This window comes from Actinopolyspora xinjiangensis (assembly GCF_900104475.1).
GTDB classification, from domain to species: Bacteria; Actinomycetota; Actinomycetes; order Mycobacteriales; family Pseudonocardiaceae; genus Actinopolyspora; species Actinopolyspora xinjiangensis.
The window spans coordinates 90105-113104 of record NZ_FNJR01000016.1; the positions used below are offsets into that span (position 1 = coordinate 90105).

Here is a 23000-nt window from a genome sequence, read left to right on the forward strand (position 1 = left end):
CATGGCCAAGACAGCCAACACCGATTCCGACTTCTTCGGTTTCGAGGAACTGCTCACCGAGCAGGAGCGCAACGAGTTGGCGCGGATCCGCGAAGTCCTGCGGAGCGAGATCAAACCGATCGCCAACCAGGCATGGGACCGAGCGGAGTTCCCGTTCGAGGCCATCGAGACCTTCGCCAAGCTCGGCATCGCGGGGTTCCAGTTCCCCGAGTACGGCGACGGGTCCGCTCGCCGGCCGCTGTTCAACGGATTCCTGAGCGTCGAGCTCAACAAGGTGGACCCCTCGCTGGCCGTGGCCTCCGGGGTACACACCGGGCTGGCGATGGGTAGCATCTACGGTGGCGGTGATCAACGCCAGCGGGATCGCTGGATGCCGGACATGGTGGCTTGGAACAAGATCGGGGCGTTCGGGCTGACCGAGCCCGAGGGGGGCTCCGACGTGGCGGGGGGAATGCGCACCACCGCCCGCCGTGAGGGCGACGAGTGGGTGCTCAACGGGGCCAAGCGCTGGATCGGCAACGGCACGTTCGCCGACCTGGTGGTCATCTGGGCGCGCGACGAGGCCGACGGCAGTGTCAAGGGCTTCGTGGTCGAGAAGGGCATGCCGGGATTCCAAGCGAGCAAGATCGAGGGCAAGATCGCGCTGCGCTCGGTGCAGAACGCGGACCTGTCGCTGGAGAACGTGCGCGTGCCGGAGGACAACCGGCTGCAGAACATCGAGAACTTCCGCGACACCGCGAAGGTACTGGCCAAGACCCGGGGGAACGTGGCCTGGCAGGCGCTCGGAGTGGCCGTGCGCGCTTACGAGCTGGCCCGGGAGTACGCGGTGACCCGCGAGCAGTTCGGCAAGCCCATCGGAGGATTCCAGCTCGTCCAGGATCTGCTGGTCAAGATGCTGGGCAACATAACGGCCATGTTCGGGATGGTCACCCGGCTCGCCCAGAAGATGGCGGACGGCACGGCGGGGCCCGACCACGCCGCGCTGGCCAAGAGTTTCACCACGACCAGGATGCGCGAGTGCGTCTCCTGGGCACGCGAGTTGTTCGGCGGCAACGGGATCGTGCTGGACTACGAGGTGGCCAAGTTCTTCGCCGACGCGGAGGCCGTCTACTCCTTCGAGGGCAGCAGGGAGATGAACACACTGATCGTGGGCAAGTCGATCACCGGTCAGAGCGCCTTCGCCTGACGTACCGAGCGGAACCGCGGGGTGGGTGGGCCCCTGCTCACCCGCCCCGCGCCGTTCAGCTCACCCCGGCCTCGTCCATGGCCCGGAGTTCCTTCTTGAGGTCGTTTATCTCGTCGCGCAGCCGGGCGGCCAGCTCGAACTGCAGTTCCCTGGCCGCGTTCATCATCTGGTCGTTGAGCTGCTGCACCAGATCGGCCAGCTCCGCACGTGGCATCGACTTGGTGTCACGATCCTTGAGCACGCCGGAGCTGGTGCTCGCCGAGGTCTCCCCGCCGGGCTTCTTGCCCCGCGAGGCGTTGCGCGCCGAACCGCCCTCCGCAACGGTCTCCTCGGTGTCCTCCGACTCCGAGTACACCCGGTCGAGAATGTCGGCGACCTGCTTGCGCAGCGGCTGCGGGTCGATGCCGTGCTCGGTGTTGTAGGCGATCTGCTTGGCCCGCCTGCGGTTGGTCTCGTCGATGGCGCGACGCATCGATTCGGTGACCTCGTCGGCGTACATGTGCACCTGCCCGGAAACGTTACGGGCAGCTCGGCCGATGGTCTGCACCAGACTGGTCTCGGAGCGCAGGAAGCCCTCCTTGTCGGCGTCCAGGATCGAGACCAGCGACACCTCGGGGAGGTCCAGTCCCTCCCGCAGCAGGTTGATGCCGACCAGCACGTCGTACTCCCCCAGCCGGAGCTGGCGCAGCAGCTCGACCCGGCGCAGCGTGTCGACCTCAGAGTGCAGATAGCGCACCCGGATGCCCAGTTCGAGCAGGTAGTCGGTGAGGTCCTCGGCCATCTTCTTGGTCAACGTGGTGACCAGCACCCGTTCGTCCTGGTCGGCGCGTTGCCGCACTTCGGCCACGAGGTCGTCGATCTGCCCCTCGGTCGGTTTGACGACCACTTCGGGGTCGACCAGTCCGGTGGGACGGATGACCTGCTCGGTGAACTCGCCACCGGAACGCTGCATCTCGTAGGAGCCCGGGGTCGCCGACAGATACACCGACTGGCCGATGCGATCGGCGAACTCCTCCCATTTGAGCGGCCTGTTGTCCAGCGCGCTGGGAAGCCGGAACCCGTGGTCGACCAGGGTGCGTTTACGTGACGCGTCGCCTTCGAACATGCCGCCTATCTGCGGGACCGTCACATGGGACTCGTCGATGACCAGCAGGAAGTCCTCGGGGAAGTAGTCGAGCAGCGTGGCCGGGGCCGAACCGGGCTCACGGCCGTCGATGTGGCGCGAGTAGTTCTCGATGCCGGAGCAGAACCCGACCTGCCGCATCATCTCGATGTCGTACTGGGTGCGCATCCGCAGCCGTTGCGCCTCGAGCAGTTTGTTCTGCCGCTCCAGCTTGCCGAGCTGCTCGGTCAGCTCCTCCTCGATACCGCGGATCGCCTGCTCCATCCGCTCCGGCCCCGCCACGTAGTGCGTGGCCGGGAAGATCCGCAGGTCGTTCACCTCGTGCACCACGTCGCCGGTCAGCGGATGCAGGTAGTAGAGCCTGTCGATCTCGTCGCCGAAGAACTCGACGCGCACCGCGAGCTCCTCGTAAGCCGGGATGACCTCCACGGTGTCCCCGCGAACCCGGAAGGTGCCGCGCTGGAAGGCCAGGTCGTTGCGCTGGTACTGCACGTCTACCAGCGCGCGCAGCAGCACGTCGCGGTCGATCTCCCCGCCGACCGCGAGCGCGATCGAGCGGTCCAGGTACGACTGCGGGGTCCCCAGACCGTAGATGCACGACACCGAGGAGACCACCACGCAGTCCCGCCTGCTGAGCAGGTTGGAGGTCGCCGAGTGCCGCAACCGCTCGACGTCCTCGTTGACCGAGGAGTCCTTCTCGATGTAGGTGTCGGTCTGCGGTACGTAGGCCTCCGGCTGGTAGTAGTCGTAGTAGCTGACGAAGTACTCCACGGCGTTCTCCGGGAAGAAGCCGCGCAGCTCGTTGGCCATCTGGGCGGCCAGCGTCTTGTTAGGCTCCATCACCAGGGTCGGACGCTGCACCCGTTCGATCAGCCACGCGGTGGTCGCGGACTTGCCGGTACCAGTGGCTCCCAGCAGCACCACGTCGGTCTCCCCGGAGTTGATCCGGCGTTCGAGCTCATCGATCGCCTCCGGCTGGTCACCGGCGGGCTCGTAGTCACTGACGACCCGGAACCGTCCGTCCTTGCGCGGGATGTCACCGACCGGGCGGAATTCGGAGTGCGCCAGCACGGGGTACTCAGTCGCGAATGCCACTCCCCCAGCTTACGAGCCGAGTACGACATCACGCCGCCGCCGTGGGATCGTTCTCGGACGAGGACAGCGACCCCTTCGAACTCGTAGAGTGGCGCTGTGACGACGCAATGGGAGATCGCCGCGAACCTCGGACTGCCGATCCACCCCCCGAAGGTGGAGATCTTCGACCTGACCGACCGGACGAACACCGACGCCAAGCGACAGGTGCGGCCGGTGGACGAGTACCGGGTGGAACCGTGCGGGCTCTACATGGCGCGCCCCATGATCGACCACCCCAGCCTGGACTACCTCGAGTCATGGCTGCTGCCCGAGCTGGGGCTGCGGATCAGCGATTACCGCTGTCGCCCCGGACACGTCGGGAGCCAGGACTTCTACCTCGACATCGCGCTGATAGAGCCCGGTGAGCACCGCTGGCGCACCGTCGATCTCTACCTGGACGTCGCCGTCACGCAGCGGGAACGAGCGCGGGTACTGGACAGCGACGAGTTCGTCACCGCGCTGCGGGCCGAACTGCTGGACGACGAGACCGCCCGGCGGGCGATGGACACCACTCACCTCGTGGTGGACGGACTTGCGCGGTGCGACTACGACCTTCCTGCCTGGCTGCGGACCTTCGGAATCGAGCTGGACTGGCGCCACGTGAGATGACCGAAATCGGTCGTCCCCACCACACGCCGGGCACGTTGCGCAACCGCCGGATTTCCGAACCACCCAAACATAACCCTACCGTGACTTATACAACACTCAAAAGTTACGTAACGGATTCATATTGTTGATCATTTCACAGTTTTTCCGGGGTTATGGTCGAACTCGTGGGTTCGGTGATCACTCCTCAGCACGTGGACGTCGTCGATGTCGCCGATGCGCGGCGACACCTGGGCTCCGGGGCCACCCAGCAGCTGGACCACTGCCGGCTGGAACGGTGGGGACTGTGCCTGGAACGCGGCACCCCCGACGACCCGGTGCACAGCGGTGAAGTGATCTGGCTGCTCCCCGAGCTGGGGCTGAGACTGACGCGCTACCGACCGCGCAACAGGCACGCCCGGCCGGACGGCAGCCTGCTCAGCGCGGTGCTGATAGACCGGGACGCCCGTTGCTGGATAACCACCGACCTGCTGCTCGGGTTGGAAGTACCGGAGCACGGCGCCGCCAGGATCGTCAACTCCGAGGAGTTCGCCACCGCCGTCAGCGACGGGCTGCTCACCCCCGAGGAAGCCGACCTGGCGGTGTGCACGGTGCACCGCACCTACGAAGAGGTCCGCCTGCACCGCGACGTCGAACAATGGCTGGCTCACCGGGGAGTGTTCGCCGTTCCGTAGATCGGGGTGCCACTCCCCACCCGGAGGCGGTGCTCACACCCGTGGTGGCCGCCAGCCCGACTCGGCGGCCCACCGTTCGGCACGGGGTAGCGCGCTTTCGAACCAGGGCTGCTTGGCCTCGATGTAACGACCCGGGTCGGGGTCCGAACCGAACCGCACGGCGAGATCACGTTTGAGCGCCGCGTACTCCTGGCGAGCCTCGTCGTCGGCACGCAACCAGGCCGTGCACAACAGCGCGAACCGCCAGTTCGCCGCGCCGGCCACCCGCAGGTGCAGGTTCACCCGCTGCCCGGGGTCGGCCGAGACGTGAGTCCGCTTGCGCCACTGCTCCGGATCGGAGGCCACGTCGTGCGCCTCGTCCGCGTCGGCACCCGACAGCACGGGCAGGCCCGCCTCGGCCAGTGGGACCGCGAGCTCGTCGGCCTCGGAAAGGTCGCGGACGGTCAGCTGCAGGTCGATCACATCCCTGCCGGGCAGCCCCGGGACCGAGGTCGAACCGATGTGGTCCACCCTCGGGGCACGGTCACCGAGCGCCCTGTCGATCCTCGCCAGCAGCCTGCGCGCCCGCCGTGGCCACTCCGGATCCGGCTCGACGACCCTCGGCCAGCCGAGCGGCCACGGGCTGTGGGAACGGAGGTTCGCCTCGAAGGGAACGAGCCGCTCCCGCCAGAGCTCGTCGACGGCGGCGTGCAGCCGTTCCAGCTCGCCGTCGTTGTCCAACCAGACGTCGGCGGCTTCCCGACGCCGTTCCTCGCTCGCCTGTGCCTCGATCCGAGCCCGGGCGTTCCCCTCCGGCAGCCCACGCGCCACGAGCCGTTGGACGCGCTGTTCGACCGGAGCGTCGACGACGATCACCAAGTGGTAATCCGCCTGGTAGTCGTTCTCCACGAGCAGTGGGACGTCGTGTACCACGACCGCGTCGGCACCGGTTTCGGCCACCAGCTCCGAGGTACGTGCGGCGACCCTGGGGTGGACGATGCCGTTCAGATCACGTCTGGCCTCCTCGTCGGCGAAGACGAGACGCGCCATAGCGGCCCGGTCCAACGCCCCGTCGTCGTCGAGCACCTCTGTCCCGAACCGGGCCACTATCTCGGCCAGTCCCTCGGTCCCGGGTTCGACCACCTCCCTGGAGACCCGGTCGGCATCGATCACCACGGCTCCCAGCCGCGCCAGCCGTTCGGCGACCGTCGACTTACCCGAACCGATTCCTCCGGTGAGGCCAACACGCAACATCCACATCATCCTGCCAGGCGCCTCCCGCCGAACCGAGACCGTCCACGCCCCGCAGGAGGAGATGTGATCGAAACCTCGCCCGATCCAGGCGCACGGGAAGGCGGAGAATGAACGACGGCCCCGCCCCCGCTCGTGCGGGGACGGGGCCGTCGCGAAGGTGTCAGCCGTCAGTCGGCCGAACGTCACGCACCGCCGGAGAGCTTCTCGCGAAGAGCGGCCAGCTGGGCGTCACTGGCCATCGCGCTCGGCTCCTGCTCTTCCTCCTCGGCGGCGCCACCGGAGGTGTAGTTGCCCTCCTGCTGCTGCTCCTCGTCGCCACCGGCGGCGGCCGCCGCCGCGTCCGCCTCCGCGGCCTTGGCGACCTGGCGCATGTGGGCCTCGTAGCGCTCCAGGGCCTCGGCGTACTGCCGCTCCCACTCCTCGCGCTGGGCCTCGTAGCCTTCCCGCCACTCCTGGGTCTCCGGGTCGAAGCCCTCGGGGTAGATGTAGTTGCCGTCGTTGTCGTACTCGGCGGCCATGCCGTACTGCGTCGGGTCGAACTCCGAGTCCGGCGTGAAGCCCTCGTTGGCCTGCTTCAGCGAGAGCGAGATGCGCCTGCGCTCCAGGTCGATGTCGATGACCTTGACCATGACCTCGTCGCCGACCTGCGCGACCTGCTCGGGGATGTCGACGTGGCGCTCGGCCAGCTCGGAGATGTGCACCAGACCCTCGATGCCCTCGTCGACACGGACGAACGCGCCGAAGGGCACGAGCTTGGTGACCTTGCCCGGCACGATCTGGCCGATCGCGTGCGTACGGGCGAACTGGCGCCACGGGTCCTCCTGGGTCGCCTTCAGCGACAGCGAGACCCGCTCCCGGTCCATGTCCACGTCGAGGACCTCGACGGTGACTTCCTGGCCGACCTCGACGACCTCACTGGGGTGATCGATGTGCTTCCAGGAGAGTTCCGAGACGTGGACCAGTCCGTCGACCCCACCCAGATCGACGAACGCACCGAAGTTGACGATGGAGGAAACGACGCCCTTGCGGACCTGGCCGTTCTGCAGCTGGTTGAGGAACTCACTGCGCACGGCGGACTGGGTCTGCTCCAGCCAGGCACGACGGGAGAGAACGACGTTGTTGCGGTTCTTGTCCAGCTCGATAATCTTGGCCTCGAGCTCCCGACCCACGTAGGGCTGCAGGTCGCGGACGCGCCGCATCTCCACCAGCGAGGCGGGCAGGAAGCCTCGCAGGCCGATGTCGAGGATGAGACCGCCCTTGACGACCTCGATGACGGAGCCGCGCACCGGCTCGTCCTTCTCCTTGAGGTCCTCGATCGTTCCCCAGGCACGTTCGTACTGCGCGCGCTTCTTCGACAGGATGAGGCGGCCTTCCTTGTCCTCCTTCTGCAGGACAAGAGCCTCGACAAAGTCGCCGACGGCCACGACCTCGGCGGGGTCGACATCGTGCTTGATCGAAAGCTCCCGGGAGGGAATGACCCCCTCGGTCTTGTAGCCGATGTCGAGCAGGACCTCGTCCTTGTCGACCTTGACGATAGTGCCTTCGACGATGTCCCCATCGTTGAAGTACTTGATGGTCTGGTCGACGGCGGCGAGGAAGTCCTCCTCCGTCCCGACGTCGTTCACTGCGACCTGCGGCTTGGTGGCGGCTGCAGTCGGGACGGTGGTGGTGTCGGTGGACATCAGGTGGGTTGCTCCGGTACGGATAGATCGGTTGTCGGGTCTCTAGGTTCTCATGCACCCGGATCGGCTCCGCACGGACCACCCCCATCGCGGCCACGGCGCCCTCCGACGACGGAAACCGCCGTCCCCGAACACCGGACGTCGCCTTCCTGCCGGAAGCCGCAGCTTCCGGCGGGAAGCAGCACGGCCGGTGGCTTCCCGCGCGGCTTTTCCTCGAGAATGACCGCCTCGAGAACGCGTCACGAGGAGCGATCCGACCACGCGAAAACGGGCGACTCCGGCGCCGTGCGTGAACACGGGCCCTGACGGAGACAGACCCCTGGTGCGAGCGATAGCGTACCCGTCTCGGCGATCGTGGGGCAAATCGCCCGGCGGTCTCCGGGAAGGTCGAACACGGCACACACCCACAGCACACGAGCCCCAGGAGGAGACGACGGTGACGAATCCCGCATTCGAACCGACGGGTGAAACGGCGGAGTCGCAGCACAGCAACGCCGAACGAATTCTCGGGACGATCGGGGTGGCCAACCGTGCCGCGGGCGGAACCGAGTCACGTTCGGCCAGCAAGCTCTGGTGGGACGCCGACGCGGACGACTACCAGGCCGAGCACGGCCCGTTCCTGGGAGACACCGAATTCGTGTGGTGCCCGGAACGACTCCTGGAGCGAGAGGCCAACCTGCTCGGCGACGTCGAAGGGGCACGGGTGCTGGAGATCGGCTGCGGTGCCGCCTCCTGTTCCCGGTGGCTGGCCGAGCGGGGAGCCCACCCGGTGGGGCTGGACATCTCCGGCGGGATGCTGGGGCACGCCCGCGCGGGCAACGAACGCAGCGGGATCCACATACCGCTGGTGCAGGGCAGTGCCGACATGCTGCCGTTCGCCACCGACTCGTTCGATCTCGCCTGTTCCGCGTTCGGCGGCGTACCGTTCGTGGCCGACTCCGGGGCCGTCATGCGTGAGGTCGCGCGCTTGTTGCGCCCGGGCGGACTGTGGGTGTTCGCGGTCACGCACCCGATTCGCTGGGTCTTCCCGGACGACCCCGGCCCCGAGGGACTCACCGCCGTGGGCTCGTACTTCGACCGCAGTCCGTACGTGGAGATCAACGGCACGGGCAGGGCGACCTACGTCGAGCACCACCGCACGCTCGGCGACTACGTGACCCAGATCAACGAGGCCGGGTTCCGACTCCACGACCTCATCGAACCCGAGTGGCCGGACGACCTCACCGAGACCTGGGGACAGTGGAGCCCGCTGCGCGGCAGAACCCTGCCCGGCACCGCTATCTTCCGGTGCGGACTCGTGGCGTAGTCGACGCGGCGGAAGAGCCTGCCCGGGGGCGCCCCGGGTCCGCCCGGCGCACCAGCCGGCGGGTGAAGAACCGTTCGACATCGGCCCCCGCGACTCGATCACCTCCGCGCGCCGCGAACCGGGACGAGCTCGACGAACGGGTGCCACACGAGCGGGAGACTCCGCACAGGAAGCAAGGCAGTGTCTTGACCAGCGCTCAGCAACTACTGGAAATCCAGCAGGCACGATTCCGCCGGATGGACCCGGCGCTGCCGGACGCCTATCCGCTACCGCGCGGCGGCGAACCGGTGATGGCCCGACTCGGGGACGGCGAGCCGGTCGCCGGGCTGACGGCCCACACGAGTCAGCCACCGGCGTCGCCGGCGAGCCTGTGGTCGACCAGGGAGACCTACGAACTGTTCCCGCTGCTGGGCGAGGCCCCGCGGGAGGGCATGGACGTCCTGTTGCACGCCTTCCGGCGGCAACTCGAGCGGCTACGAGCACCGGAATCGGATTCCTCGTGCCTGGTCACCTGGCCCAGCAGGGATGTCGGGGCGAGCCGCGCGCTGCTGGACCACGGTTTCGTTCCGCTCTCGTGCCTGGCGATACGCACACCCGCCGTCACGATAGATACGGAACTGTCTGGTACCGTAAAAATGCGCCGGGCGGAACCCGCCGACGTGGACAGTGTCGTGGAGTTGGCGATGCTCGAGCTCGAGTACGCCAGCCTCGTCGGTGCCTCCGTCCCGCGCTCCGGAGCGGCCGACCTCAAACGCCACGCCGTCAGGGTCCGGCTGCGCACGAAGAGCGGGCCGCGCGGCATCCGCCGCGGGGACGGCGCACCACAGGGCGACCCGGTCTGGTTGGCCGAGCGGAACGGAAAGCCGGTCGGACTTGCCGAATGTGGCTGGGTCGACACCGACAACCACCACAGTGGACACCGGCTCGGCAACGGGCTCTGGGGTTACGTCAACTGCCTCTCGGTGCGCGAGGAAGAGCGGGGCATCGGCATCGGACGAGAACTGATGTCGCGGGTCCACGAGGACTTCGCCGCCGCGGGCGCGGTGGGCAGCTACCTCTACTACAACCCGGCGAACCCGTTGTCCCCGGTGTTCTGGCACCGCCAGGGCTACCGCCCCCTGTGGACGCTCTGGGAGATCCGACCGGCAACCGCGCTTCGCTGAGGCGTCGAGGGTGCCGGTCGCGGACGCGAAAGGCACACCGAGCCGTGGAGATCGTGGCAGTGGGCGCCGGGGTGACCGGGCCGCACGGGACACTACTCGAACCGACCTCCCTTCGGGCACGCTCGGGGGAACTGCTGTTGGCGACCGGCCCGCCGAGATCGGGACGCACCGCACTCGCACTGCTTCTCGCGGGCCGGCTGCGCCCCGGCACGGGAACGGTGCTGCGAAACGGGAAACGCGACCCCACAGAGCTTCGCCGCACCGTGGCCGTAGTCGACGCCCCCGGCATCACCGAACCGGAAGGCAGCATCGAGCTGCGCGAGGTGATCGCCGAAGGACTCGGGATCGCCGGACGCCCCTTCGGCGCCAGAGCGGTAAGAACCTGGCTCGCCGAGCGCGGGCTGCGACAGCAGGCGGGGGTCAGGTTCGAACAGCTCGCCCCGCACTACCGCACCTGGGTGCTGCTGGACCTGGCTCGCGCGAGGCGCGAGGTCGAGACGCTGGTCCTGGACTGCCCGGACCGGCACGGCGGCGAGGCGTCACGTTGGCACGCCGTGGCCCGCGAGGCCGCGAACCACGGATACGCCGTAGTCGCGTTGTGCTCGCCGCACACCGCCGTGGAACTGGGCGAGGTACCGGCACGGATCGGCGAGCACAACGGCGTCTCCCCACCGGAAGAACAGGCCGAAACGACCACGCCGTCAGTCGCCGACTCCGGCTCGTTGTGAGGAAACCAGCATGACCACGTTCCGCCTGGCACGAACCGAACTACGCCGGTTGACCTCCGGAAAGTTACCCAAACTGGCGCTGGTGGCGGTCACGCTCGTGCCACTGCTTTACGGCGCGATGTACATCTACGCCAACCTCAATCCCTACGATCGCTTCTCCTCCGTTCCCGCCGCTGTCGTCGTCGATGACGAGGGGGCCGACAAGGACGACGGCGGCAGGCTCACCGCGGGCGAGAAGGTCTACGACCGTCTCATCGAGTCCGGCGACTTCGACTGGCACCGGGTGAGCGAGCGGCGGGCCACCACCGGAGTCTCGGAAGGGGACTACGCGTTCGCGCTGATGATCCCCGAAGGATTCTCACGTGCGCTGCTCTCGCCCGGCGACTTCGACCCGGAGCAAGCGCGACTGCGGCTGGTGACCAACGACGCGAACAACTACCTGGTCGGCACAGTCGCCGACCGGGTGGCCACCAGGGTGAAGCAGTCCGTGGCCTCCGATGCCAGCAGCGACGCGGCTCGTGAACTGTTGCTGGGGCTGAGCACGGTGCACGACCGCACGGCGCAGGCCGCCGACGGGGCGGGAGACCTCGCTAACGGGGCCGGGGATCTCGATTCCGGGCTGGACGACGCCGCTCGGGGTGCCGAACAGTTGTCGTCGGGCACTCACGAGCTAGTCACCTCGCAGCGGAAACTCGCCGACGGCGCCGCGAAGCTGGCCGAGGGTTCGGGCCAGGTCGCCGAGGGCAACAAGCGACTCCACGAGGGCTTGGGCGAGCTGCGCGAGAAGACGGCCGACCTACCCGCCAAGAGCGAACAACTCGCCGACGGCGCCGAACGGGTCGCCGAGGGCAACGCCGAGCTGGCCGCCACGGCCGAGCGTCTCGGCGGTTTCTCGCAACACGTCGTGGACAAGCTGGACGACGCCAACCAGAAGATCGCCGCCAAGCTGCGCGCGCTCGGCCTCGACGAGCGGGAGATCGAGCGGATCACCAGCACGCTGGACGAGCTGAACCAGCCGGTCGACGACACCAACAAACGAATACAGCACGAGGTGAAACGCGTGACCCGGCTCTCCGACGGCGCCGAACGCGTGGCGGAGGGGGCCCGTCAGCTCGCCGACCAGGCCCCGGAGATGACCAACGGGATCGACAAGCTCCACACCGCGTCGGGACGCGTCTCGAAGGGGGCTGACGAACTCGACCAGGGGATGGAAAAGCTGGCCGCGAACCAGCGACGAGCCGTCTCCGGAACCGAGCGGCTGGCCACCGGTGCCGACGACCTCGCCGACGGAACGAGCCGACTCTCCAACGGGTCGGAGAAACTGGCCGACGGATCGACCGAGCTGGCCGGAAAGCTCAACAACGGGGTCGACGAGATCCCGAACCCGGACGACTCGGCCCGCGAGGCCACCGCCGAAACCATCGGCGACCCCGTCGCGGTGCGCGATCAGGCACAGACCAGCGCGGGCAGTTACGGGGCGGGACTGGCCCCGTACTTCATGGGACTGGCGCTGTGGATAGGCGGGTTCGTGCTGTTCCTGCTGATGCGGCCACTGTCCAACCGTGCGCTGGCGGGCGGGGTGGCCCCGTGGCGCATCGCGATCGGCGGGTGGCTGCCCGCCGCCGTGGTGGGAACCGTGCAGGCGGTGCTGCTCTACCTCGTCGTGACCTTCGGAGTGGGGATCTGGCCCGCCAAACCGGTGACGACGCTAGTCTTCCTGGTGCTGACCTCGCTGGCGTTCACGGCCGTGGTGCACTCGCTCAACGCCGCTTTCGGGCCGCGCGGCAAGTTCCTGGCACTGGTTTTCCTGGTGCTGCAGCTGGTCAGCGCGGGCGGAACGTTCCCGTGGCAGACGACCCCGGAGGCGCTGCACCCGCTGCACCATGTGCTGCCGCTGAGCTACGTGGTGGACGGGCTACGGCAGCTGCTCTACGGCGGGCAGCTCGACAACGCGGCACACGCGGCGCTGGTGATGGGCAGCTATCTGCTGGGCGGACTGCTGCTGAGCACAGCCGCCGCGGCGCGGCAACGAGTGTGGACGGCCAAACGGCTCCGGCCGGAGCTGTCCCTCTGAGCGCGGAACGGAACGGTCGTGGATGGAACCGGCCGTCGAGCCGTGTTCCCACCGCGGGCGGTGGCCCCTCGAGGGGCCACCGCCCGCGGGTGTCACTGTTCGGGGCCCATCTCGGGATCGTCGTAACGGGCGATCTCGATCAGGTTCCCGTCCGGGTCACGCAGGTACAGCGAGGTTATGGGCCCGTTGGTTCCGGTGCGAACCACGGGGCCCGCCTCGATCCGCACATCGTTGGCGCGGAGATGCTCCTGGACGTCCCCGAGCGCGTCGCCGGTGACCAGGCACAGATTCGCCGATCCGGGGACCGGGTGTGTGGCGGTGGGGTCCACCAGCTCGCTGGCGGCGTGCAGTTTGATGGTCTGCTGTCCGAAACGCACCGCGCGCCGTTCCTCCTGGAACGTCACGGGCTCCATACCGAGAATGTTCTCGTAGAAGTCCAACGCACGCTCGACATCGGCCACGGTAAGCACCAGGTGGTCCAGTCTGTCGACGCTGATCATGATCCTCCTTCGCCGACGCCAGGCACACTCCCCCAACACCACGCGTCGACACCGCGGTTTCTCGTGTCGTCCAATTACGTCGGCTCCCCGGCGATTCGAATCCCCTGACCGAGTGAGGCAGGCGGAACCCCCGACGGAGCCGGTACCGCCGACGCATCGATGAATCCTGGGCAGCCTAACGGCAGCCGTTGATCGCCGGAGCAGCAGGCTGGCACGGTTCAGCGCGCCTCAGGCAACACCGCGGGCGCCGGGGCCGCCTTCCCGCACCGGGGAACGGCCGACCCCGCGCCGGACTCCCCGACGCTCAGTGCGCCGCCGCGTCCCAGGAAACCCCGGTACCGACCGAGACCTCCAGCGGGACGTCGAGCTCGGCCGCCGAGCTCATCTGCCCGCGCACCAGGCGGTCCACGGCCTCCGTCTCGCCCTCGGCCACCTCGATGATCAATTCGTCGTGCACCTGCAACAACATGCGAGAGGCCAGCCCCTCCTCCGTCAGCGCGCGGTGCACACCGAGCATGGCCACCTTGATGATGTCGGCCGCGCTGCCCTGGATCGGTGCGTTGAGCGCCATGCGCTCGGCCATCTCGCGACGCTGCCGATTGTCGCTGGTCAGGTCGGGAAGGTACCGGCGACGCCCCAGGATCGTGGAGGTGTAGCCGTCCTTGCGCGCGCGTTCGACGATCTCGTGCAGGTAGTCGCGCACCCGCCCGAACCGCGCGAAGTAGGCCTCCATCTGCTGCTTGGACTCCTCGTTGGAGATCTGCAGCTGTTGGGCCAACCCGTACGCGGACAGCCCGTACGCCAAGCCGTAGGACATCGCCTTCACTCGGCGCCGCAGCTCGTGGTCGACCTCACCGATGGGAACCCCGAAGGCCTGCGCCGCGACGTAGTTGTGCAGGTCCTCACCGGTGCGGAAGGCCTCGATGAGCCCTTCGTCACCGGAGAGGTGCGCCATGATCCGCATCTCGATCTGGCTGTAGTCGGCCGTCAGCAGCGTCTCGTAGTCCTGCCCCACCACGAACACCTCGCGGATCCGACGCCCCTCGTCGGTACGGACCGGGATGTTCTGCAGGTTGGGTTCGGTCGACGAGAGCCGCCCGGTCGAGGCGATCATCTGGTTCAACGTGGTGTGGATTCTGCCGTCGGAGGTGACCGCCTTGTCCAGTCCTTCGACCGTGGTCTTGAGTTTGGTGGCGTCGCGATGCTCCAACAGGTGTCGCAGGAAAGGATGCTCCGTCTTCTCGTAGAGACCCTGCAACGCCTCGGCATCGGTGGTGTAGCCCGTCTTGGTGCGCTTGGTCTTGGGCATGCCCAGCTCGTCGAACAGCACTGTCTGCAGCTGTTTCGGCGAGCCGAGATTTATCTCCCTGCCGATCACGGCGTAGGCGTCCTCGGCGGCCTGCTTGACCCGTGCGGAGAACCGGGAGCCCAGTTCGCTCAGCCGGTCCCGGTCGACCGCGATCCCCGCCTCCTCCAGATCGGCCAGCACCAGCAACAGCGGCAGTTCCAGGTCAGTGAGCAAACCGTGGTTCTCGATGGCACGCAGCTGCTCGTCCAGCGCATCGGCGAGTTCCAGGACCGCCTTGGCGCGGGTCAGCTCGGCGGCAGCGGCGTTCTCCTTGACCTGTTGCTCGTCCTCGAGCAGCGAGAGCTGACCACCGCCGGTGGCCGGCTCCGCGTTCAGATCACGCTGCAGGTAACGCACCACCAGGTCGGGCAGGTCGAAGGAACGCTGGCCGGGGCGGACCAGGTAGGCGGCCAGCGCCGTGTCGCTGGTGAGCCCGGCGAGCGACCAACCGCGCTCGCGGAGCGCGTGCAGCGCCGCCTTGACGTCGTGGGCCGCCTTGGGAACGCCGGAATCGGCCAGCCACTCCGCGAACGCGCTGTCGTCATCCGAGGTCAGCGCCGCGGTGTCCACGTAGATCCCGGCACCGGAGGCACTGACCACGGCCACGCCCTCCAGATCACCACTGTTTTGCGCCCAGCGCCCGACACAGGCCAGGCCCACACGCGAACCGTCGCGCGCGTGACGGTCCAGCCAGGAGCGCAGTTCACCCGGTTTCGCGATCCCCCCGGACACCTCGAACCCCTCGACGACCTCGGGCTCGGCCGTGGACAACGTGGCGAACAGCCGGTCCCGCAGTACACGGAACTCCAGGTCGTCGAACACTCGGTGCACCGCGTCCCGGTCCCACTGGCCCATCCGCAGGTCCTCGGGCGCGAACTCGAGCGAGACATCGGTGACCAGCTGGGTCAGTTGCCGGTTGAGCAGCACCTGGGCGATGTTGGCGCGCAGCTTCTCCCCTGCCTTGCCCTTGACCTCGTCGGCCCTGTCGACGAGGTCATCCAACGAGCCGAACTGCTGTATCCACTTGGTAACAGTTTTCTCCCCCACACCGTCGATCTTGGGGAGGTTGTCGGAAGGATCACCGCGCAGCGCGGCGAAGTCGGGGTACTGCACGGGGGTGAGTCCGTACTTCTCCTCGACCGCCTCAGGGGTGAAGCGGGTCATCTCGGAGACTCCCTTGCTGGGATAGAGCACGGTCACGTCCTGGCTCACCAGTTGCAGCACGTCCCGGTCGCCGGTACAGATGCTGACCTCGAAACCGGCCTCGACGGCCTGGCTCGCCAGAGTCGCGACAACGTCGTCGGCCTCATAGTTCTCCCTGCTCAACACCGGTATGTTGAGGGCACCGAGCACTTCCTGGATCAGGCTCACCTGACCGCGGAACTCCTCGGGGGTGGCCCCCCGGTTGGCCTTGTAGTCGGGATAGGTCTCGGACCGGAAAGTCTGCCGCGACACGTCGAAAGCCACCCCGAGGTGCGTGGGCTGCTCGTCCCGTAGCAGGTTGATCAGCATCGAGGTGAAACCGTAGACCGCGTTGGTGTGCTGTCCGGTACCCGTTTGGAAGTTCTCCTTGGGCAATGCGTAGAACGCTCGGTAGGCCATGGAGTGGCCGTCGATCAGCAGCAGGCGTCGGTGCTCGGATGCCATCACGGCATGCGAGTCTAGGCTTATCCCCCGACAAGGGTCGCGTGCAGGGCAGGAGTTTGAACAGTGACCGAAAACACGAATACCACGGCGCTGAACGGCGCGGAAGACCTGGAAGCGGTATCGGCTGTCCCTGCCGAGGAACAACTCGGGCACCGGATGGGCATAACGGTGACCGAGTATGCCCCCGATCGTGTGGTCGGAACCATGCCGGTTGCAGGCAACCGCCAGCCGTACGGGCTGCTGCACGGGGGCGCCAACGCGGTGTTGGCCGAACAGCTCGGCTCCATCGCCGCGGCGCTGCACGCGGGCGCGGACCGAATCGCCGTGGGGCTGGAACTCTCGTGCACCCACCACCGCGCGGCCACCGAAGGAAGCGTCACCGGAGTGGCGACTCCGTTGCACCGGGGGCGCGGCACGGCCACGTTCGAGATCGTCATCACAGACGAGAACGACAAGCGTACCTGTTCGGCCCGGCTGACCTGCGTGCTGCGGGAGAAACCGCCGGCGAACTGAACAGCTGGCACGGAAAACGCTCCGCCGTGGTCCGGTAGTCGCCGACGTCGAGCCCAGCGACTTCCCGCTTCAGGAGAGGTCGCCTGGTCCGCCGTGAGGACCGGGCGACCGCGCCTCGGCCGGTAGCTACTCCGGTTGCTCCATGCTGTCGAGCACCGCCTGGGCCACCGCCTTCATGGTGGTTCGCCGGTCCATGGCGGTTCGCTGCAGCCAGCGGAACGACTCGGGCTCGGACATGTCGTGGTTGCTCATCAACAGGCCCTTGGCCCGCTCGATCGTCTTCCGCGACTCCAAGCGCTCGGAGAGGTTGGCCGCCTCGGCCTCCAGCGCCTGCACCTCGGTGAACCTGGAGACGGCGAGTTCGATGGCCGGAACCAGGTCCCGCTTGGCGAAGGGTTTGACCAGGTAGGCCATGGCTCCGGCGTCCTTGGCCCGCTCCACGAGGTCGCGCTGGCTGAATGCGGTGAGGATCACCACGGGGGCGATCCGCTCACCCGCGATGGAGGACGCGGCCTCGATGCCGTCCATCTTCGGCATCTTGACATCCAGGATCACCAGGTCGGGACGCAGCTCCTCCGCGAGACGAACAGCCTCCTCACCGTCACCGGCCTCACCGACGACCTCATATCCCTCCTCACGAAGCATTTCCACCAGATCAAGCCTGATCAGCGCCTCGTCCTCGGCCACGAGTACGCGGTGCCGAGCAGCGTTCGACGCACTCGCCGCGTTCGGGTCCTCGGCAGCCGGCGTGGTCACCGGGTCCTCCTGGATGAGTCTCGGGTCTGCCGGTGCGGTCGCACCGGAGACTGCAGCTTATCGTCCTGCGCACTCCCTCCTGAGCGGCAGGGGCAGCGCTGGCCGGGCTCACCTCCCGGAGCGAACCCGGCCGGCGAGGTGAGCGCGGCACCGTTGTCGTGGCCCTGTCGGACGGCTGAGCCACGACAACGGTGCCTGAGGGGCGCACACCCCCACTGTCGAGGGATGATCACCCCTGTCGTATGCTGTTCCCAACGGCGGCCCCCGTAGCCCAATCGGCAGAGGCGGCGGACTCAAAATCCGTGTAGTGTCCGTTCGAGTCGGACCGGGGGCACCCTTCCTAGCAGCCGAAACCGGCCGCTGCGCTGGGGCGACGCGAGCAGCGGCCGATCACGGGATCTGCGACTGTGCCCGGCTCGGTGCGGAGCTGTGCGAGTGTTCGCGGCGAATACACGGCGAAGTTTTTCGCCTTATGTATCGCCCGGCTCCTCCAGGAGCTTTTGGATCCGGTTTCGTGCCGCTTTTTCCTGCCCCGTGAGTACCTTGGCGTAGATCTGCAGCAGCACGTTGACGCTGTGTCCGGCCCATTCGGCGACTTGGGTGGGTGGTACTCCGGCGGCCAGCCAGGTGGACACGGCGGCGTGCCGCAGGTCGTAGGGACGTTTCGCCAGCGGAGAGGCGAATTCGGCCGGAGTGAGTGCGGCTTTGCGGGCGCGTTCCCAGGCGTGCCCGTAGGTGCTTTGCGAGAGCTCTCCACCGCGCAGTCCGTAGAACAGCTGCCCGCTGGGCTTGGGTGGGTAGGCCCGCATGTGCTCCCGTAGGAGTTTCACCAGCGGTGGGGGGCAGGGCACCGGCCGGGTGTCTCCCCTGCCGCGGTGTTTGAGCTGGCGTCGGTCCCGGCGCCTGCCGGTGCTGCTCCAGCGCGCCCCGGTCTCCGGGGCCGACTCCGACAGCAACAGCTCGCCCCAGGCACCCTCGGGTTCGCACCACTCCCCCGTGTCGGGGTCGGCTACCAGCTCGGGCAGGGTCACGTCCTGGCGGTGCAGATTGACCGCCTCGCCGGGCCGGGCGGCGGCGTAGTACATCACCCCGAACAAAGCCACCAGCCGCGGACCGCTCGGCCCCTGCTGCCGGACGGCGTCCAGCAGTTTGCGTGCCTGCTGGTGGTTGACCACGGTGCGCTTGTCGATCGCTTGAACCGCCTTCGGCGGCGACCACTTCAGTTCCGGCAGCCGGTTGCGGTCCAGCAGCCCGCGTTCGACGGCGTAGTCGAGCGCGTTGTGCAGCACCGCCCGCTTGCGGCTGACCACCGAGGCAGCCGAGGGCTTGCCGTCCAGCCGGGTGGCGATCAGTCCCAGCACCTCACGCAGCACCGCGGGCTCGGCCAACACGCTGACCGGCTTGGTGTGGGAAGCCAGCCACGTCAACGCCGCCCGCACCCGCTGGGGCTGCTCGACCGTATCCCTGCGCTCCCGGTTGAACGCCCACCCGAACAACGCCTCCCGCAGCGTCCTGTCATCGGGCCTGCCCCGCTCGGTGGCCAGCAACGCCGGGGTGACCGTGGTCAACGTCTCCGCGATACCCTTCCGCGAATTCCCCGACTGCTCCGGCCACTTCATATCCACATAAGCACACGCGAAATCGAACCACGACATCTCTTCGACGGTGCGGCTCATCGACACCGGCAGACCGGTATCAAGCCGGAACGCTTCACCCTTACGCTGCGCGGAAACCAGTTCGGAACGGAAGCTGTCCGCAAGGGCCTTGGTTTTGAAACTGCCCCGATGTTCCTGACTACCCGTGGACCAACGAACCCGGTAGGTGGTCCCCCGCTTGCCGTTGTAACGACTGATCTTCCAGATCCGCACGTCATAGGTCGTCTCGATCATGCGGCGCCCTCCTCCAGCGTGTCGAACCAATGAGGAACGAGAACTGAACGAGGCGGCACCGCCTCGTTTCGAACCCAAGCATCGACGCCACTCTCGAATGGGTGAGACGCGATGTCGGATCGTCCAGCGGACAAGCACCTCAGGAAGTGTCTTGGCGGTTGTCGAGTCTGGATTCAGACGGTTCACAGGACCGACGATCTCTCCGCAGCCGTGTGGACCAGCATCAGCTAACCGAAGCACTCGTGGAGTGCTACCAGAATTCGCACACGGAGAAGAGAATCCACTCCACACACGTCGGAAGCTCCAACACCATCAACAGCGTGCTCACCCACCCGAACTGGCTGGATCTCGCTTTGCCGATGGAGGCAGTCACGCGGCGGCCACGAGCATCGCCCGCTCGTTGGGAACCACAGCGTGCCGCAAGTCCTCAGCACGGTTCGCGACAGCTCGAACGTGCAACCACAGACGGCCCAACGGCTTCACGAAAGACTCGGCGACCTCGACAGCACGCTGAACAAGCTCCACGCGTGCTTACGCTCCCCTGCTCGGAGTCGCGATGATGCCCCTGCACGAGGGCCGTACCGATGCCTGCCCACAGCATAATGGGCAGACATTTGAGCTCCGGGTCTCAAACGCGACTCAAGGGCTTGTTTGTCTGAATCTCTCCCTCAGCCCTGTGAATCGGCCGCATCACCTGTCCCGGCTGTCACGTGTCGAGTCGACTCCCGCGAGTGCGTCAACAACAGGGCGATGGAACACTTGCGCTCAGGATGTGCTCCAAGCTCAGGGACTGCCCTGGTACTCGGTTACACGCGCGCGTTCAGCAGCGGCGAGGTCGAAGTCGATACTGGATTCATCCGGCCAGTGCAGTTTCGCCTTGGTGATCTTCAGTTTGGGGCACTGCTGTCCGGTCGCTCGCCACAGTACCTCGGGCCGATGGTCACCGTTCGCGCAGAGTAATGCGACCTGGGAACGGGACCAGGCCAGCGACAGCTCGTGTTCGGCGTCGCGTACTGCGTCCGCGAACGAGAGTGCCGCGCACGAGGGGGAATTGCCATGAACTGTGGTCTTGCTCTTTGTCCGCGACCGGAACTGAATACCAATGTCTTCCAACATACCGAGGACGACGATGACCGGGAAGACGAGGATCGCGTAAGGCACCAGTATCACCGTACGCAGGAAACGCTTCACCTTGTTGCTTGCGCGAGGCGTGCCGTCCGTTCTCCGGTCAGGCACCCGGTAGACCACGGAGCGAGCGGAGAAGTGCACCACCGAGGTGGTCTCGCCGGCGAGTTGGGCCGCCACGCGACGGACCTGCTCGCGATGCTGTTCGGAAACCGGTGTATTCGTCGCACGTCCCATATCAACCGCTGAGCGGCTCCCATCCAAACGAGTCGAAGATGTCCAGCGCCAACGTGCAGACGTGTTCCCAGTCCTGGAACGAGTTGGTCATGACGGAGACTACGGCGATCGTCGTCCCGTCCGGGTCCGGAACCCACGCTGTCAGTTGCCGTGTAAGTACGTGGATGGGCTCCTCATCCACGACCAACGCGTTCTCCTCTTCGGTGACCGTCACGACGGCCGGTCCCACCGGCAGCCGGATCTCCTCGAAAGTACTGTCCGCGGATGCCCTGTGGAGTTCGAGGAGATCTGCGACGGCTTCGCTCTTGCGGTGGTGGTCCGATGGCATCGCGATCCCGGTCAGTGTCACCATGATGGGCCGCATCGATCATCCGGTGACTTGTAGAAGGCGATCGCGGAGTAGTCGACCCCGGCATCCCCCATCACTGATCCCAATTGGGCGAAGGATGCTGCCGCGGCAATCGAGCTGTCATCTGTTTCGGACAACCCGAACCGTTTCGCCACGAAGAATGCCAGGGACTTGAACTCTTCGGACCACCTGATGGTCACAGCACGATCACAGTAGCAAGCTCCGCGGGTTCTGGTGGCCGATACACGGACAGTCCGAGCCGAGCGTCAGCAACGTCGCAGTTCACGGGCAGAATCGCGGAACCACTCAACCTCCGTGCGGTGTCCGTTCGAGTCGAACCGGGGGGCATCCCGCGACCACCACCCGAAACCGGTCGCCGCACTGGGACGATGCCAACGGCGGCCGTTCTCGGTTCCCGCGGTCGCATCCGGCCCGGTTCGCCTCCCCGCGGATGTTCACGGCGAAGACCCGGCGAAGTCTCCCGAGCTGTGTATCAGTTCTCGGCCAGCGGCCTCTCCGCCTGCCGTGCGGCGCCACCTCTGGCGCGCCGATCCGCGCCGGGTCGCTCCGGCACAACAGCACGAGCGCCGTTCCCGCGACTTCGGTCTCCCCTGGTCGATCTCACCGCCTCCCGGGAGCAGAGTCCGCTCTTGCACTCCCGCCGTCGGTGTCGCGGCGAACCTCCCTCCTCCCAACTGGACAGCACCGATCCCTGCGGGACGATGCACGTGATCGTCCGGCTTCACGACTTTCCGAACGCACGACACGCGGACGGACCAACGGGAGTTTCCGAGCCGAGGCCGCCGAGGCGACCTAGAATCCCCTCCGACACGGCCCGACCACCGCCAGGAGGGATCTCGTGAGCCACGATCCCGCTCCACAGCGAGCACAACAACCGGAACAGCCCCGCCTGATGCGGTCGGAAGGTGCTCGACGTTCGGAAGTCGCGCCGATCGAGTTGTTTTTCGACCTGGTCTACGTCTTCGCGATCATTCAGGTCTCGCACACGCTGCTGGCTCACCTCAGCTGGTTGGGTGTGCTGGAGGTGGCCCTGCTGTTCGGGGCGGTGTGGTGGGCCTGGAACTACTCGGCCTGGGCGATGAACTGGCTGGATCCCGGCAGCGGGCTCGTGCGGGTCCTCAACGGCTTGCTGATGCTCGCAGCGCTGGGCATGTCACTCGGGCTGCCGCACGCCTTCGCCGAGGACGGCCTGTTGTTCGCGACCTGCTATGTGGCCGCCCAGGTCGGACGAGCGGCATTCATGGCCGTGGCGCTGCGTGGGCACGTGCTGGCGAAGAACTACACGAACCTGCTCGCCTGGAGCACCTCAGCGGGTGTGCTATGGATCGTGGGAGCGTTTCTCGACCCCACGGCACGACTGGTCGTCTGGCTGGTCGCGTTGGTCGTGGACGTGGCGGCCCCTCGATTCGAGTTCCGCTTCCCCGGCCTGGGCTCGGCACCAATGCACACCTGGCCCACCGACCCCGAACACCTCGCCGAACGCAACCGGGCAGTGTTCATCATCGCGCTCGGCGAATCCATCCTGATCATGGGTTTCACGCTCTCCGAGCTCGACCCGATCACCTCCCGCGCCGTCGTGGCCACACTGCTCGGGTTCGTCGGTCTGTTCGTGCTGTGGTGGGCCTACTTCGCGCTGGCGGGCCCCGACACCCAGGCCAGCAGGGGTGACGCGAGCACCAGGGCGTTGCGCTCGGCGTTCGCCTACG

The 23000-nt window shown here is 67.1% G+C and carries 18 protein-coding genes and 1 tRNA gene; 10 read left to right on the top strand and 9 right to left on the bottom strand.

The genetic code is table 11. From position 1 onward, the window contains the following. Nucleotide 1 precedes the first annotated feature (1 nt). Complete coding sequence (locus BLQ75_RS20650) at nucleotides 2–1186, top strand: acyl-CoA dehydrogenase family protein (protein WP_092604358.1); 1185 nt, start codon at nucleotides 2–4, stop codon at nucleotides 1184–1186. 55 nt (nucleotides 1187–1241) lie between these two features. On the opposite strand, the gene uvrB is transcribed toward BLQ75_RS20650, so the two are convergent. After that, nucleotides 1242–3404, bottom strand: a complete 2163-nt coding sequence (gene uvrB / locus BLQ75_RS20655) for an excinuclease ABC subunit UvrB (protein WP_092604332.1) — start codon at nucleotides 3402–3404, stop codon at nucleotides 1242–1244. A gap of 96 nt (nucleotides 3405–3500) precedes the next feature. Here uvrB and BLQ75_RS20660 point away from each other — a divergent pair, with 96 nt between their 5' ends. Both BLQ75_RS20660 and BLQ75_RS20665 read left to right on the top strand, forming a co-directional pair. Next, entirely contained in the window at nucleotides 3501–4052 is a 552-nt protein-coding gene (locus BLQ75_RS20660) for a ribonuclease FAU-1 family protein (protein ID WP_092604333.1), read from the top strand. Between the two features lie 152 nt (nucleotides 4053–4204). Continuing rightward, nucleotides 4205–4723 (top strand): ribonuclease FAU-1 family protein, encoded by a 519-nt coding sequence (locus BLQ75_RS20665; protein WP_244515804.1) that lies wholly within the window; start codon nucleotides 4205–4207, stop codon nucleotides 4721–4723. Between the two features lie 33 nt (nucleotides 4724–4756). Here BLQ75_RS20665 and coaE read toward each other — a convergent pair whose 3' ends face one another. Together coaE and rpsA are read right to left on the bottom strand one after the other, a co-directional pair. Beyond that, a complete protein-coding gene (gene coaE / locus BLQ75_RS20670) occupies nucleotides 4757–5956 on the bottom strand; it encodes a dephospho-CoA kinase (protein WP_092604360.1) in 1200 nt (399 codons plus the stop codon). Nucleotides 5957–6138: 182 nt separating this feature from the next. Then, the gene (gene rpsA, locus BLQ75_RS20675) at nucleotides 6139–7638 is read right to left on the bottom strand and encodes a 30S ribosomal protein S1 (protein ID WP_092604334.1); all 1500 of its coding nucleotides are present in this window, start codon (nucleotides 7636–7638) and stop codon (nucleotides 6139–6141) included. Between the two features lie 436 nt (nucleotides 7639–8074). Between rpsA and BLQ75_RS20680 the strand changes: the two genes are divergently transcribed. The 4 genes from BLQ75_RS20680 to BLQ75_RS20695 all read left to right on the top strand — a co-directional run bounded on the left by BLQ75_RS20680 (nucleotide 8075) and on the right by BLQ75_RS20695 (nucleotide 12909). Continuing rightward, nucleotides 8075–8944 carry a class I SAM-dependent methyltransferase gene (locus BLQ75_RS20680; RefSeq protein ID WP_092604335.1) on the top strand — a complete coding sequence of 290 codons (870 nt, stop codon included), beginning with the start codon at nucleotides 8075–8077 and terminating at the stop codon, nucleotides 8942–8944. A gap of 185 nt (nucleotides 8945–9129) precedes the next feature. After that, on the top strand, nucleotides 9130–10107 hold the full coding sequence (locus tag BLQ75_RS20685; protein ID WP_092604336.1) for a GNAT family N-acetyltransferase: 978 nt from the start codon (nucleotides 9130–9132) through the stop codon (nucleotides 10105–10107). Nucleotides 10108–10160: 53 nt separating this feature from the next. Then, a complete protein-coding gene (locus BLQ75_RS20690) occupies nucleotides 10161–10835 on the top strand; it encodes a hypothetical protein (protein WP_211481511.1) in 675 nt (224 codons plus the stop codon). 10 nt (nucleotides 10836–10845) lie between these two features. After that, nucleotides 10846–12909 (top strand): YhgE/Pip domain-containing protein, encoded by a 2064-nt coding sequence (locus BLQ75_RS20695; RefSeq protein ID WP_092604337.1) that lies wholly within the window; start codon nucleotides 10846–10848, stop codon nucleotides 12907–12909. 92 nt (nucleotides 12910–13001) lie between these two features. Here BLQ75_RS20695 and BLQ75_RS20700 read toward each other — a convergent pair whose 3' ends face one another. Both BLQ75_RS20700 and polA read right to left on the bottom strand, forming a co-directional pair. Next, a complete protein-coding gene (locus BLQ75_RS20700; protein ID WP_092604338.1) occupies nucleotides 13002–13409 on the bottom strand; it encodes a VOC family protein in 408 nt (135 codons plus the stop codon). Nucleotides 13410–13713: 304 nt separating this feature from the next. Further along, complete coding sequence (gene polA, locus BLQ75_RS20705) at nucleotides 13714–16404, bottom strand: DNA polymerase I (RefSeq protein ID WP_092604339.1); 2691 nt, start codon at nucleotides 16402–16404, stop codon at nucleotides 13714–13716. A gap of 63 nt (nucleotides 16405–16467) precedes the next feature. Between polA and BLQ75_RS20710 the strand changes: the two genes are divergently transcribed. After that, nucleotides 16468–16917, top strand: a complete 450-nt coding sequence (locus BLQ75_RS20710) for a PaaI family thioesterase (RefSeq protein ID WP_244515805.1) — start codon at nucleotides 16468–16470, stop codon at nucleotides 16915–16917. Nucleotides 16918–17043: 126 nt separating this feature from the next. Here BLQ75_RS20710 and BLQ75_RS20715 read toward each other — a convergent pair whose 3' ends face one another. After that, complete coding sequence (locus BLQ75_RS20715) at nucleotides 17044–17673, bottom strand: ANTAR domain-containing response regulator (RefSeq protein WP_043571831.1); 630 nt, start codon at nucleotides 17671–17673, stop codon at nucleotides 17044–17046. 260 nt (nucleotides 17674–17933) lie between these two features. On the opposite strand from BLQ75_RS20715, the gene BLQ75_RS20720 reads away from it, so the two are divergent. Further along, nucleotides 17934–18007, top strand: a tRNA-Leu gene (locus tag BLQ75_RS20720). Between the two features lie 136 nt (nucleotides 18008–18143). Here BLQ75_RS20720 and BLQ75_RS20725 read toward each other — a convergent pair. From BLQ75_RS20725 to BLQ75_RS20740, 3 genes are all read right to left on the bottom strand, one after another. Next, nucleotides 18144–19562 (bottom strand): tyrosine-type recombinase/integrase, encoded by a 1419-nt coding sequence (locus BLQ75_RS20725; protein ID WP_092604340.1) that lies wholly within the window; start codon nucleotides 19560–19562, stop codon nucleotides 18144–18146. A gap of 783 nt (nucleotides 19563–20345) precedes the next feature. Continuing rightward, nucleotides 20346–20867, bottom strand: a complete 522-nt coding sequence (locus tag BLQ75_RS20735; RefSeq protein ID WP_170837604.1) for a hypothetical protein — start codon at nucleotides 20865–20867, stop codon at nucleotides 20346–20348. Nucleotides 20868–20925: 58 nt separating this feature from the next. Further along, nucleotides 20926–21288 carry a hypothetical protein gene (locus tag BLQ75_RS20740; protein ID WP_092604342.1) on the bottom strand — a complete coding sequence of 121 codons (363 nt, stop codon included), beginning with the start codon at nucleotides 21286–21288 and terminating at the stop codon, nucleotides 20926–20928. Nucleotides 21289–22132: 844 nt separating this feature from the next. On the opposite strand from BLQ75_RS20740, the gene BLQ75_RS20745 reads away from it, so the two are divergent. Continuing rightward, nucleotides 22133–23000 (top strand): low temperature requirement protein A (locus BLQ75_RS20745; RefSeq protein WP_244515807.1); only part of this gene is annotated, 868 nt, incomplete at its 3' end.

Excerpts from the sequence above, each read along its gene's own strand:
- polA (WP_092604339.1), bottom strand. The coding sequence starts at position 16,404 with ATGGCATCCGAGCACCGACGCCTGCTGCTGATCGACGGCCACTCCATG.
- BLQ75_RS20740 (WP_092604342.1), bottom strand. The coding sequence starts at position 21,288 with ATGCGGCCCATCATGGTGACACTGACCGGGATCGCGATGCCATCGGAC.
- BLQ75_RS20665 (WP_244515804.1), top strand. The coding sequence starts at position 4,205 with ATGGTCGAACTCGTGGGTTCGGTGATCACTCCTCAGCACGTGGACGTC.
- BLQ75_RS20700 (WP_092604338.1), bottom strand. The coding sequence starts at position 13,409 with ATGATCAGCGTCGACAGACTGGACCACCTGGTGCTTACCGTGGCCGAT.
- rpsA (WP_092604334.1), bottom strand. The coding sequence starts at position 7,638 with ATGTCCACCGACACCACCACCGTCCCGACTGCAGCCGCCACCAAGCCG.
- coaE (WP_092604360.1), bottom strand. The coding sequence starts at position 5,956 with ATGTTGCGTGTTGGCCTCACCGGAGGAATCGGTTCGGGTAAGTCGACG.
- BLQ75_RS20695 (WP_092604337.1), top strand. The coding sequence starts at position 10,846 with ATGACCACGTTCCGCCTGGCACGAACCGAACTACGCCGGTTGACCTCC.
- BLQ75_RS20650 (WP_092604358.1), top strand. The coding sequence starts at position 2 with ATGGCCAAGACAGCCAACACCGATTCCGACTTCTTCGGTTTCGAGGAA.
- BLQ75_RS20725 (WP_092604340.1), bottom strand. The coding sequence starts at position 19,562 with ATGATCGAGACGACCTATGACGTGCGGATCTGGAAGATCAGTCGTTAC.